This window comes from Clostridium senegalense JC122 (assembly GCF_000285575.1).
Lineage (GTDB): Bacteria > Bacillota > Clostridia > Clostridiales > Clostridiaceae > Clostridium_J > Clostridium_J senegalense.
The window spans coordinates 1-12,645 of record NZ_HE611054.1 but is presented as its reverse complement, the minus strand read 5'-3'; the positions used below and the strand labels follow the sequence as shown (position 1 = coordinate 12,645).

The 12,645-nt window shown below is 26.8% G+C and carries 17 protein-coding genes; 13 read left to right on the top strand and 4 right to left on the bottom strand.

What is annotated here, in order from left to right:
- The first annotated feature begins 51 nt into the window (after positions 1-51).
- From CSGHG_RS21205 to CSGHG_RS16070, 9 genes are all read left to right on the top strand, one after another.
- Positions 52-786: an HNH endonuclease signature motif containing protein gene (locus tag CSGHG_RS21205; RefSeq protein WP_010297632.1), complete on the top strand. Its 735-nt coding sequence runs from the start codon at positions 52-54 to the stop codon at positions 784-786.
- Positions 787-832: 46 nt separating this feature from the next.
- Entirely contained in the window at positions 833-1,180 is a 348-nt protein-coding gene (locus CSGHG_RS23960) for a hypothetical protein (protein ID WP_010297629.1), read from the top strand.
- Positions 1,155-1,472, top strand: a complete 318-nt coding sequence (locus tag CSGHG_RS16100) for a nucleotidyltransferase domain-containing protein (RefSeq protein WP_010297625.1) — start codon at positions 1,155-1,157, stop codon at positions 1,470-1,472. The genes CSGHG_RS23960 and CSGHG_RS16100 overlap by 26 nt, the downstream gene beginning before the upstream one ends.
- Positions 1,473-1,875: 403 nt before the next feature.
- The gene (locus tag CSGHG_RS16095; RefSeq protein ID WP_010297621.1) at positions 1,876-2,196 is read left to right on the top strand and encodes a PadR family transcriptional regulator; all 321 of its coding nucleotides are present in this window, start codon (positions 1,876-1,878) and stop codon (positions 2,194-2,196) included.
- A gap of 13 nt (positions 2,197-2,209) precedes the next feature.
- Complete coding sequence (locus CSGHG_RS16090) at positions 2,210-2,935, top strand: DUF2812 domain-containing protein (RefSeq protein ID WP_010297617.1); 726 nt, start codon at positions 2,210-2,212, stop codon at positions 2,933-2,935.
- 237 nt (positions 2,936-3,172) lie between these two features.
- Positions 3,173-3,733, top strand: coding sequence for a hypothetical protein (locus tag CSGHG_RS16085; RefSeq protein ID WP_010297613.1), 561 nt, complete (start codon positions 3,173-3,175; stop codon positions 3,731-3,733).
- A 444-nt stretch (positions 3,734-4,177) separates the two neighbouring features.
- Positions 4,178-4,630, top strand: a complete 453-nt coding sequence (locus tag CSGHG_RS16080; protein ID WP_010297610.1) for a DUF2975 domain-containing protein — start codon at positions 4,178-4,180, stop codon at positions 4,628-4,630.
- Between the two features lie 10 nt (positions 4,631-4,640).
- Complete coding sequence (locus tag CSGHG_RS16075) at positions 4,641-4,850, top strand: helix-turn-helix domain-containing protein (protein WP_010297607.1); 210 nt, start codon at positions 4,641-4,643, stop codon at positions 4,848-4,850.
- 86 nt (positions 4,851-4,936) lie between these two features.
- Entirely contained in the window at positions 4,937-6,283 is a 1,347-nt protein-coding gene (locus CSGHG_RS16070; protein WP_010297604.1) for a B12-binding domain-containing radical SAM protein, read from the top strand.
- A gap of 230 nt (positions 6,284-6,513) precedes the next feature.
- Here the strand turns inward: CSGHG_RS16070 and CSGHG_RS16065 are convergent, their stop codons facing one another.
- From CSGHG_RS16065 to CSGHG_RS16060, 3 genes are all read right to left on the bottom strand, one after another.
- Entirely contained in the window at positions 6,514-7,464 is a 951-nt protein-coding gene (locus tag CSGHG_RS16065; RefSeq protein WP_010297601.1) for an alpha/beta fold hydrolase, read from the bottom strand.
- A 50-nt stretch (positions 7,465-7,514) separates the two neighbouring features.
- The gene (locus CSGHG_RS23400; RefSeq protein ID WP_147582281.1) at positions 7,515-7,739 is read right to left on the bottom strand and encodes a helix-turn-helix domain-containing protein; all 225 of its coding nucleotides are present in this window, start codon (positions 7,737-7,739) and stop codon (positions 7,515-7,517) included.
- An 83-nt stretch (positions 7,740-7,822) separates the two neighbouring features.
- Entirely contained in the window at positions 7,823-8,026 is a 204-nt protein-coding gene (locus tag CSGHG_RS16060; RefSeq protein WP_010297596.1) for a helix-turn-helix domain-containing protein, read from the bottom strand.
- Positions 8,027-8,363: 337 nt separating this feature from the next.
- Here CSGHG_RS16060 and CSGHG_RS16055 point away from each other — a divergent pair, with 337 nt between their 5' ends.
- The 3 genes from CSGHG_RS16055 (at position 8,364) to CSGHG_RS16045 (ending at position 10,016) form a co-directional block, all read left to right on the top strand.
- The gene (locus CSGHG_RS16055) at positions 8,364-8,771 is read left to right on the top strand and encodes a helix-turn-helix domain-containing protein (protein WP_010297593.1); all 408 of its coding nucleotides are present in this window, start codon (positions 8,364-8,366) and stop codon (positions 8,769-8,771) included.
- Positions 8,772-8,781: 10 nt separating this feature from the next.
- Entirely contained in the window at positions 8,782-9,102 is a 321-nt protein-coding gene (locus tag CSGHG_RS16050) for a hypothetical protein (protein ID WP_010297590.1), read from the top strand.
- 395 nt (positions 9,103-9,497) lie between these two features.
- Positions 9,498-10,016 carry an NAD(P)H-dependent oxidoreductase gene (locus CSGHG_RS16045; protein WP_010297586.1) on the top strand — a complete coding sequence of 173 codons (519 nt, stop codon included), beginning with the start codon at positions 9,498-9,500 and terminating at the stop codon, positions 10,014-10,016.
- Between the two features lie 100 nt (positions 10,017-10,116).
- Here CSGHG_RS16045 and CSGHG_RS16040 read toward each other — a convergent pair whose 3' ends face one another.
- Positions 10,117-10,566, bottom strand: a complete 450-nt coding sequence (locus tag CSGHG_RS16040) for a MarR family winged helix-turn-helix transcriptional regulator (protein ID WP_010297584.1) — start codon at positions 10,564-10,566, stop codon at positions 10,117-10,119.
- A gap of 311 nt (positions 10,567-10,877) precedes the next feature.
- Between CSGHG_RS16040 and CSGHG_RS16035 the strand changes: the two genes are divergently transcribed.
- Entirely contained in the window at positions 10,878-12,035 is a 1,158-nt protein-coding gene (locus CSGHG_RS16035; RefSeq protein ID WP_010297581.1) for a MerR family transcriptional regulator, read from the top strand.
- Positions 12,036-12,645: the final 610 nt, after the last annotated feature.

Genomic DNA, 12,645 nt, shown 5'->3' with positions numbered 1-12,645 from the left:
TATACTTATGTACATGAATGGTAAATTTAAACTTTTAAAGGAGATGGTAGAATGAGGAAGAGTATAAATGTCAATATTGAAAGAAAAATATATTCTGAATCTATGGGCAGGTGTATGAATCCAGCGTGCAAAGCAGAATTATTTAAAGGTAGTGGAGACATAATGGAAAAGGCTCATATAATCCCTCATTGTAAAACAGCAGATAATTCTTTTGAAAATTTAATTATCTTATGTCCTAATTGCCATACAAATTTTGATAAAAACAATGCATTTAATGCAGAAGAAGTTAAAGAGTGGAAAAAAATAAGGGCAGCTGAGTTTAAAAAATTCTTCAGTGAAGAATATGATAACTTTGAAGAGCTGAAAAGTAAAGTAGTCCCTTTATTATTAGAGAATCAAGCTATCTTTGAAAATTATTATTTAGGGGATAAGAGAGAGTTATGGGATAGTGCGGAAGGAAAAATTTTATCAAATAATAGAATTATAAAAGAGATTTTACAAAAAAATATTAGATTAATTCAAAGCCATACTGTAAAAGATTTTTCGAATTTAGCAATAGTGCAAAGATTTCTTCTTCATATTGATGAGTTTGAAGCTACACGATTAAGCGAAGAAAAAGTAAGAGGTGCATTATTTCCGATTGAGATTAATTCTTTATTTGGCATAGAACCTTTAGAAGGTAAATTCTTGCCATCTGTAGAGTCTATAGAGTGTTTAATAACATCATTGCAAAATAAAGGAGAATTTGAAACTATCGTTTTAGGTCAAGATAAGCCGTATAGATAAGAAGTATGAAAAAATCTATCTTAATGATACACCTAAATTGAGACAAATGTATTATGATAATAATAGCTTTAGAGGAGTTAAAGTTCGTTTTGAAAGCTTAAATTATGCTCTAAAAGTCATAAAGTCAAAAGGATTAAAATTTGATTTTAGAGATATTAATAATTTAAAAGAAATTATAGTGAATAATGTAAATATAGTTTTTATTTATGAGTATTGTTTAAGTAAAGTTGCTCTTCTGCAATTAGCTCCAGCAGAAGAATGTATAATTTTAAACTTGCATCATTGGAACGGTGCAAGCTGTATTTCATCAGAAGCATATGAGTTAGCAAAAGACATGAATATTAAGCTACTAACGATGGATGAATTTTATGGATATATCAACAGTCTCAAGTAAAAAAGATAGTGTTATTCAAGAAATAGTAGATCATATAGACTTGTTTGAATCTTTTAAAAGTATCTATTTATTTGGATCAATCCTCGATGAGAAAAAAAATCCAAATGATATAGATTTGCTATTAATATACAAAAAATTTTCTAGTAACATTTTAATAGAGGTGGACAAGATAAGGAGTACTTTTAAAAAATTATATGCGTGTTCTCTTGACTTAACTGTATTAAGTGAAATAGAGGTAGAAGAATCTAATTTTATAATTAAATTAAATTCAAAATATCTAAAACTAAAATGAATGATTTTTATCTTTATAAAAATAAATAATAATTTAAGTGAAGAAGGTGTACATATTAAACATACTCTTTTTGATAAAACTTATAGTTGGGAGAACGAAAGTAAATATAGTAAATATAGTAAATATAGTAAATTTAGAAAAACCTCATTTATTACTGATAGGGAGAACTGTACCATAAGTAACGAAAGTTTTTACTAAAATTTAATTATAAAATAATGACTAGGCAATGTTGCCTTTATAATATATCTATAACCACCTATAGGTGGTTATATTTTTTTTGCATTTTAAAAAGAATATATAAATAGTACGGGTGTCAAGGGAATGTTTGACATATATATCATTTATTGATATATTATATTAAATGATATATCATTTAATGATATATAGTGGGAAGGAGAATTTCATGCCAAGAAGAGATTCTATTGATGTTGGAGAGCTAACAGATTCTGCTTTTTATATTTTATCTAGTGTTATTGAGGAAAAGCACGGATATCTAATTATGAAAACTATTGAGAATCTTACTAATAACGAAGTTACTATTGGTCCTGCATCACTTTATACAACACTGAAAAAACTTTTAGCAGCAGGTTTAGTGGAGTTGAGTTCTGACACAGGTGAAAATAAAAAAGTGTATAAAATAACAAGTAAAGGGAGAGAGATGCTAATAAAAGAGATTGAGCGTAAAAAGCAGATGGTTAAATTTGCTGAAAATTTTTTGGATTAAAATGGGGGTATTTATGAAAAATAAATATGTAATGATTAATGGATTGGCATTTAGTGAAGAAAGCGATATGGAAAAACTAAAAAATTATGCAATGGAAGGTTGGATATTAGAAGATATTGTAGGAGGTTTTTTCTATAAATTAAAAAAAGATAAGCCTCAAGACATAATATATAGCTTAGATTATCAGAATGAGGCAGATGAAGAATATTTTACGATATTTAAAGAAGCAGGATGGAAATCGGTTATTTCTATAGGGAACCAAATGCACATTTTTTCAGCACAAGCTAATACTAAACCTATTTATAGTGATAGTAAAACAGAAATAGATAAATATATAAGAATAAGGAATTCATCAAAAAAAGGGATGCTTTATTCCTTAGTAATAGCTATAGCACTAATATGTTTATCAGTTGTTTCTTTAATTCATATAAAATCTGTATTTTTAATTATCGTTGGATTATTAATAATTGATATTATTGCATTTATTTTTAACTTTATGCCTTATTTAGCATATAATGATAAAATTAAACAAATAAAAAAGTATGGTAAGTGCAAAAGTGAAGCAATAAATAGCAAAAGCTTGTGGAAAATAGAAGGATTTTTAGGGGTTTTATTTTTGACTTTAGGGATATTAGATTTAATTAGTAAAAAATATTGTGGAATATTATTAATAATTTCAGGTGTTATTAATATTAATTTAAGTTTAGATCATTATAAAAAATATAAAAAATCGTTATAAATTATAGGGAGACAAGCATAGGCGTAAAGCTAAGCCTAAAAATTCCAAATTTATAGTGTTAAAAAGTAATAATGAAAAAATTTAAAATACTACTCTGTAAAAATTTCAAAGAAGCTATAAATATCTTTTTTAAAAATTTTACTTTATAAATTAAACATCTCTTTAATTTTAAGCATTTTAGTTGCATTATCATATTTAAGCATATTCATTTCATATTTTGACAAAGCTATTTTAAAAATGACAAAGGGATTTATTGTTACTTTACTATCGGCTTTAGTTATATTTAGTACATTTGAAAAGCATAAGAATGAAAAACTTTTATTTTTAAATAGAAAAAATAAAAGAAGTATTTTAATGAGTATTTTATTTGGAATAAGCGTGGGAGTTGTTTTAGGAATAGTAAATTACTTATTTATGAAAACAAATAATGAGCCACATTTAAATATTAATTCATCTTGCTTTGTTGTAGCATTAAGTCCTGCAATTTATGAAAAAATTGTAATGAGGGCATTGTTTTATGCTTTTTCTATAAATTTGTTGGAGGGAAAAATTGAGACCAAATTTCAAAGATTTACGTGTTGGTTTATGATGATTATGCCACATGTTATAGTACATACTCCTGACAGTTTTATTTATGGTGGTATTACTTCTGGAATTATATCGATAATAATATATGTTTTAGTATTCGCCTTACCTTTTGCAATTTTACAGAAAAAAGTTGATATAACATCATCAATGATTGCTCATGGGTTCGTTGATTTTATTAGGTTTTGCTTTGGGGATTGCCATTTTAATTAGGGATAATAAGTTTAAATAAAAAATAAGCTTCTTTGAAGGTTGAATGGAGAACCGTATCACAAGTGAGTGTGATACGGTTTTTCTGTGTTCCCAGTATGGGTAACAATTTAACGGTGAAAATCTGTTGTGGGCTTATTAGCGGGAACCACTAACTAACAATAAAGATGTTCAATAAGTCCTATAGTACAAACAACTTTAAATAATCAATTTTTAAAAATCCAAGAGTTAGGCTATTTATTGGGGCTACATAATTCTTAAAGAACAGCCATGTATTAGACCAATATGCACGATAATGTTAGAGGACGTTAAATAAAATAATTATTTAGCGACTACTCAATTTGTAAGATACAATTAACCAATAAATATATAATATAAATAAAAATTTATTGATAAACGATAAAAAGTGTGTTATTCTATATAAAAATTAAAAGTGAGGTGTTTTTTATGAAACGATATTCGACAATTTTTTTAAAAATATCTGTTATTCTTATTGGAATTCCAATTCTTGCGCTATGTATATTTTTATTACCTGGATTTATAAACTATTTACACCTTCCTATCTTAATGGGTGTGTATGCAACAGCCATATCGTATTTTTTTGCTCTTTATCAGGTTTTAAAACTTTTAAATTATATTGACAAGAACAAAGCTTTCTCGGAATTATCTGTAAAGGCTTTAAAATATATAAAATACTGTGCAAATACAATCAGTGTTATATATGCAGTAATTATACCATTCCTATTTCCAATAGCGGAGGTAGACGACGCTCCAGGTCTCATAGCATTCCCAATCATCATTGTTTTTGCGTCAGTTGTCATTGCGGTGTTTGTTGCTGTTCTTCAAAGACTTTTACAAGATGCTATTGATATAAAATCAGAAAATGATTTAACGGTATGAGGTAAATAATATGGCGATTATAATCAATATTGATGTGATGTTAGCTAAAAGGAAAATGAGTGTAACAGAACTTACAGAAAAGGTTGGAATAACCATGGCAAATATTTCTATATTGAAAAATGGAAAGGCAAAAGCTATTAGATTTTCAACTTTAGAGGCAATATGCAAAGCGTTGGATTGCCAACCAGGTGATATTTTAGAATATAGAAATGATTCATAAGGGATATAGTTAAAAAATGATAGGAAGTTGAGTATTGTAATTAGATTAGCTAAATGATGATTAAAGTTTGTTTGAGGAGGTAATCTATGAAGATAAAATTAATTCAACCTGAAATGCTGCCAAGACCTATGGATACAAAGTTAAAAACAAGAATGTCGCCTTCATTAGCTTTATTAACAATAGCAAATCTTACGCCGAAAGAACACGAAATCATTATTGAAAATGAAAATGTTGAAAAGATAGACTTTGATGAACCTGTGGATTTGATAGCAATAACCGTAACTGTAGACGTTATGAATAGAGCGGTGGAAATATCAAAGGAGTTCCGAAATCGTGGTGTAACAGTAATTGCAGGAGGTATCCATATTACAGCTGATCCAGAGGGCGCTCTTAATAGTTTTGATGCAATATGTGTGGGAATGGCTGAAAGAGTTTGGACAAAAATCCTTAAGGATAAAGAAAATAATTCACTTAAGAAGATATATTATGATATGGGAAATATTTCTGGAAAAGAAATAATATCACCTCACTATGACATTATAGATAATAAAAAATATTTATATACGAATATAATTAGTACAAGTAGAGGATGTCCATTTAAATGCGATTTCTGCTATAATAGCTGCAAAGATGCACTTAAAACTTATATTAATAGGCCTATAGAAGATGTAATTAAAGATATAAATGCATTAAAAACAAGGCATATAATGTTTATTGATGATAATTTTATTGGAAATCCTAAATGGACAAAAAAATTATTGAAGGAAATAAAACCTCTTAAACTGAAGTGGAACGCAGCAGTTACTTCTAATATAGTAGACATGCCTGAATTATTAGATGAAATGAAGGAGGCTGGTTGTCAAAGTCTATTTATAGGATTTGAAAGTATAAATAGTAAGTCAATAGATAGTGTGCATAAGGTGCAAAATAGTGTAACCAGATATGAAAAACTTGTAGATGAAATTCATAAAAGAGGGATAATGATAAATGCAAGTTTTGTTTTTGGATTAGATGAAGATGATGTCTCTGTATTTAAGAATACATTAGAATGGATAGTTAAAAATAAGATAGAGACAGTAACTTCACATATCCTTACTCCATATCCTGGTACAAAGTTATACTCATCATTAATGGAGAAAAATAGAATTGTAGATTATAATTTATCCAATTATAATACTGCACATGTGGTATATAAGCCAAAAAACATGACAGCAGAAGAATTATATAATGGCTATTTATGGATATATAAAGAAGTATACACGGTTAAAAATATAATAAAAAGACTACCAAAGTTTAAAAGTCAATGGATTCCGTTTTTGGCATTTAATTTCTTTTATAGGAAGTTTGGAAAGCTGACTGAATTATTATGCAATATATTTTCTTTTAAAAATATAGGAAGATTTTTTAGATGGTTAGCTTATTGTATAAAGTAGGTGGTGGAATTTTTATCTTTCTATCATTTATAAATTGAGTGTGTTTACAATTGGAATTTAAGAAAATGAACACTTAATTCATTAGATATAAAAAGTTGCTATTTATTTTAGAAAATGGATTGGAAGCTATTAATACTGTAGATGAAGATTAAAGTGTAGCTTTGATGACTAAGTTTGAGTATATTAGTTACATAGAACCGTATCATAAGTAAATGATACGGTTTTTTATATTAATTAATCTTAAGTAGAAAATTATCAGTAATCTCTGTAATTTTATCAATATTATTTAGATAAATAAAATGACTGCCCTCAAGTATTTCATATTTTGCATGTTCACCAACTCGTTTTAGATGTTGAATTTGATATTCTTGAGGGGTAATTTTCAATTGTTTGTTAGGTTTTTCATAAGTTTGTTTAGAAATTACTTTAAAATAGGATACAGATTTAGGAAATGGTAATTTCATAGTTTCATTTATAAATTCACCAGAATTTAATATTTGTTCTAAAAGAGTATTATTTATTGAAAAACCTGCAAATAGAGCAATGTCATTTAGTTCTTTTTTTGTATATCCAATCTTAAAAAGTGATTTTTTATTTCCAGTTAGATGTGCGATTATTGAAGTAATACCTATAACTTGCTGAACTTTTGCAATTGGAAGTATATATCTTAAAAAAGATGGCATTTTATCATAATATGCAGTAGATGTTCCATCAAGAGATATAATAGCCTCAATTTCTTCAGGATATTTTGATGCATAGTATTCACTATAAACACTTGATATAGAATGAGGCATTAAAATATATGGAGCTTTAAACCCTGCTTTACTAAGTGCAGTCCTTGTTTCTTCAACATAATTTTTACTAGTACGAGGTTTTGAGGTTTCACTACTAAAACCTACACCAAAATATTCAACACAAACAACTGTATAATTTTCGCTTAATTTACGCATAAGTGGACCGAAATCAGCAGATGGAAGGGGGATACCCATACCTGGAAGCAATACAATTGTTTTTTTACCATTTCCCATTGAATAGATATGCACTTTTCCGTCATCCACACCAATAAGTTGTCCATAAGGTTTTATTTGATTTAGCTTACTTCTAAAATAGATAGAATGTAGAATTGAACCAATTAGCATAAATACTGCAATTAATACAATTATTATATATAATATCTTCATAGTAATTTTCCTCTTTTCATTTTAAATTCGCTTACAATAGCTTACATATTTTAATTTTCACAGTTAGGAGAGGAGATAATTGAAATATCTCTTGCTTTTCTTACTTTAGATGAGTCAAAGTTGTATTTTAAAATAAGCTCATGTAATTCTTCTAAAAATTTATCGAATTCAATATCACTCATCATTAATATTGTGTTATTTAAAAATACTTTATCTTTTCCGGGGTTACTGTTCTTATTGTTGAAATAATTATGAAACTTTGAGTAAGTGTTCATTAGAAATCCAAAAGCATTTTCGTCAGCATTTTCTATAGTATTATGTTTTGTAATTTCTGTAATATTTAAAGTAAGAGTTCTTTCTATACTTCCTCTAATTTTTTTTCTGATACAATAGATAAAATATTATTATCAATTAAAGTATTTATATGACGATACATTGTTGTACGTGGTACATCTTTAATTTTTTCACAAAGTTCAGAAGCAGTACTACTTTTACTAGTAGACATTGTTTGAATAATTCGCATACGAATAGGGTTTAACATTATTTTATTTATATCATTCATAATAGGCCTCCTTTTGTTACTACTTATAATATTAATACCAAAAATGGAACTAATCAAGATTAAAAACAAATAATAGATTTGTATAACTAATTAAATATGCATTTTAATAATTTAAACATACTATTTATAAATGATATTATAGTGATAGATAATGTGATGTTTATTTAAGATAAGTAGTAAGGGTATATATTAGGACATTTTTTCAGTTGCAATTAGGAAAAAGCTTGTAAAATGGCCATGTAAAATTATTTTGACATAGAAAAAAACGCCATGTAAAAGAATTTTGATAGACCAATACATTTAATCATGACAAGATGTTAGTGAAAGGAGCAGTTTTATGGAGGTTGGAAGTAAATTAAAAAAAGCGCGAATAGATTCTGGGTTAACTCAAGAAAAAGTTGCAGAGGAAATACAGGTTTCTAGACAAACAATATCAAACTGGGAGAATGAAAAATCTTATCCAGATATTATAAGTGTAATTAAGTTAAGCGACCTCTATAGTATCAGTCTGGACGAATTATTGAAAGGAGATTCGAACATGATGAAACATTTAGAGGAAAGCACAGATGTTGTGAGTAGTAATAAAAAGCTGCTCATGGCTATTGGATTAAATGGAGTATTGTTAATTTTATTTATGTTTTTAAATAGTGTGATAGCAAAAAATAATTATATGATTATAGGTAGTGCGTCAATCTGTATATTGAGTACAACGGCATTATTCTATCAGATAATTAAGAAGTTTTAGGGGGATTTATATGAGTTGGTATTTAATTGTATTAATGTTTATTGCAATATTAGGAGCATCAACCCTTGCCTATCAGGTTTTTAAAATGACAGAACTTGATGCTATAAGCAGAGGATTAAAACATCCAAAGTTTTGGGGGATTTTTTCATTGAGTGGAAATGGAGGCGGTGGATTATTACTATATTTGATTGGTAGAAGAAAATATCCATCTTTTATGAGTAATGCAGATAGATTGATAATGGAATCAAGAAAAAAGAAGGCAGGAGTTTCTTTGAGCTTTTTGGCAGTATCAACAATAATTTTAATTGCAATTTGTCTTTTAACCTTTTAAAAGGAGTAAGAATTTATATATTTAATAAATAGGAGAAAACCAAATCTGAGAGGAGGAGGTTTTTTATTTATAAATTTTTGTTTGAGATTGTTTCCCTATATAGGGTTCAAAGTTGACTTTTTAAATTACCCATTCCAAAACTTGGATACCTAAAATAGTGAGACATGCTCCGAATTACTTAGAATTGAACACTATATCTTATATGAAAATATTTTAAAGTTATTGAATAAATTCAAATGAGAGCTTGTTTCACTATAGTCATGAGATAAATATTAAAAATGTTAATAGGAATAAATTACCAATATATATTTACTTGCATAAACAAGTAAAGTGATTTATAATAAATTAAAACTTGTTTATGCAAGTAATTTAACAAAAGATAAGGAGAGATTATTATGAAAACATTAGTAATTTTAGCACATCCTAATATTGATAAGTCAAAGGTTAATAAAATGTGGGGACAAGCATTAGGAAAAGAGGATGATATAACTGTACATGAAATTTATAAGCTTTATAAAGATGGTAAAATAGATGTTAGTTCAGAGCAAAAGTTAATAGAAGAGCATGATAGAATAGTATTTCAATTTCCATTTTATTGGTACAGTATACCTTCATTTTTAAAACAATGGCAAGATGAAGTTTTTGCTTTTGGTTTTTCTCATGGACCTAATGGGAATAAATTAAAAGGAAAAGAATTTATGTTAGCAATTTCAGCTGGAGGTTCTAAAGAAGGATATCAAGCTGGAGGATATCAAAACTTTTCAATAAGTGAGTTAACAAAACCACTACAAAATATGGCTATTTTTACTGGAATGAAATATTTGCCACCATATGTTTTATATAGTACACATAAATTAACTGATGAAGAAATCAAAGTCAGTGCAGAAAAACTTTCTGATATGCTAAAAGTATAATATAAAATAGTAAAAGCCTTAGTCTTAACATGACTAAGGCTTTTATAATATATTAAAAAATATATCATTTAATATTATTTAGTTAGATTTTATTAAGGGTTTATTCCTTAGAACTATTGTTATCTAGGTTTTTTCGTATGTTTTCTAAAAATTTTATTCCAGCTGCAAATTCTTCTTGTGACATACCAGTGATTGTTTCATTTAAGCATTGATTAGATATATCTAAAACGGTATTTTTAATGGCTTCACCTTTTTCTGTGAGTTTTATCCTTCGTATTCTTTTGTCTGTTATACAACTTTGACGAATTATAAACCCATTTTTTATAAGAGTATTTATAAGTCTAGATGTACTTGCTTCATCTCTATTAGTTAGTTTAGCTAAATTATATTGGCATAAGTCTTTGTTATCCCATAGTATTGTTAAAAGAGTATATTGCTCAAAAGTAATATTAATACCTTTTGCTTTTAGTTTTCGTGTAAAGTTATTAGACATCATTTTATCCGTTGAACTAAGTAAAAAATTTAGTTCTTTTTCAATTTTATGAACCATTTTATCACCTTTGTATTTTATTAGATTTTAACTATTATAATATTTATAAAAGATATTATTGTCAATGATCATAGTTTATTGATTTGATAAAAATATATTCCTTATCAATATCAACAACTATATAGTATTTTAAAAAGTCCTAGAATTTCAGAGTTGAAAATTCATTTTATATTTCTTAGAAAAAAGTTTTGACTCTAACGTCACGTGATAGTGTACTATAAAAATAGAGATTGGAAATATTATAAAAATTTTCGGCTAGCAGAATGTTACATAATATTGAAAGCTCTAAATTTAAACTTTGAGGTGTAATAATGAGAACAGTAAAACAAGTTTCAGATTTGACAGGAATAAGTGTGCGCACACTACATTATTATGATGAAATTGGATTGCTAAAACCAAGTAAGGTTACAGAAGTAGGCTACAGATTTTATGATGATGAAGCCCTTAAAGATTTGCAACAGATTTTATTTTTTAAAGAACTTGATATACCCTTAAAGGAAATTAAAGAAATAATGTTAAGTCCATACTTTGATAAAATGCAAGCATTAAAAAATCAGAAAAAGTTGCTTGTTTTAAAAAGAAAAAGATTGAATGGGTTAATTGACCTTATAGAAAAAACATTAAAAGGAGAAAGTACAATGAATTTCAAGGAATTTGATATGAGTGAATATTATAATGTATTAGAAGAGTTTAAACAAGAACATGCAGATAAGATAATTAAAATGTATGGTAGTATAGATAAATATAATGAACATATTGAAAAGTTTAAAGCTAATGAAGATGAAATTGCTAAAATGGCCATAAAGCAATATGGAAGTATTGAAAAATATGCTAAAGCTTTAAAGAAAAATCTTAATAGTGGTATGATAAATTTATCAGAGCAATATGATGAGTTTAAAAAAGATTGTTTGGAAGGAAATCATCCTAAATTAAAAGAACTATATAAAAAACTTGTGTCTGACTTAAGTAAAGATCCTTCTTCAAAAGAGATTCAACAAATTGCTGAAGAAATAACAAATACAGCTAAAAAAGATTATGAAATTTTCAAAATGGAGAATGGCGATGTTTATTGGTACTATATGGTACGACTATTCAGTAATCCTATATGGATAAAAGAGGTTGATAAGAAATATGGTGACGGTGCATCTAAGTTTATTGGAGAAGCTCTAAATAAATGTTTGGGAGATAAGCGACCTAAATTAGAAGAACTATATGAAAAGATTACATCTGATTTAAGTAAAGACCCTTCTTCAAAAGAAATTCAACAAATTGTTGGAGAGATTGAAAATGAGACGAAAAAACAGAATGAGGCTTTAAAAATAGATGTGGGAGAAAATTATTTGGGTTATAATGCAGAACTCTATTTGTCAGATTCTGTTTTTAAAGAAGTAGTTGATAAAAAATATGGAAGTGGGTCATCTAAATTTATTGGAGAAGCACTAAAGTTTTATTCTGAAAATAGTAAGTAATAAACTAAATTAGGAGTTGAAAATCGTGTAGTTCAAAAAAGTGAATTACACGATTTTTTAATAAATATATTAGACTATTTATGTACTATATAAATATGTAATGTTTTTTTACATATGTTAATCTTAGTTAAAAGAGATTTAATTTAAAACGGTACAAGTTTATTTTAAATGTTTAAAAAATATATAAATATAAGTTGATAGAATTTATAATTAAAGCAATAGTGATGTGAAAAAATGAATATATAATCATTAATTGATTTACCTTAAATGAAAAACATAGCATGGAAAAATTTTAAAAAGATAAACTACAAGAAATAATATAAAGTTTAGATTATATATGAACTAGCCTATTTAGGGTAAAGTATATTTAATAAAAGTAAACTTAACCGGGTATATCTATAGAAGTAAAATAGAGATTTAATAAGAAATAAAGTGGAAAATGAATTTAATTTTAATCTATTAAGTAAAAATAATGTTTCAAATTATGTTAATAAGTGTTATTATAAGTAAGTCGTCAGCGACGAGGACTTGAAAAAAAGTTCAAAAAAAGTTGTTGACAAATGATAAACAAATTGCTAGAATGAAAAAGCAGTCGTTGATAAGCGACAAA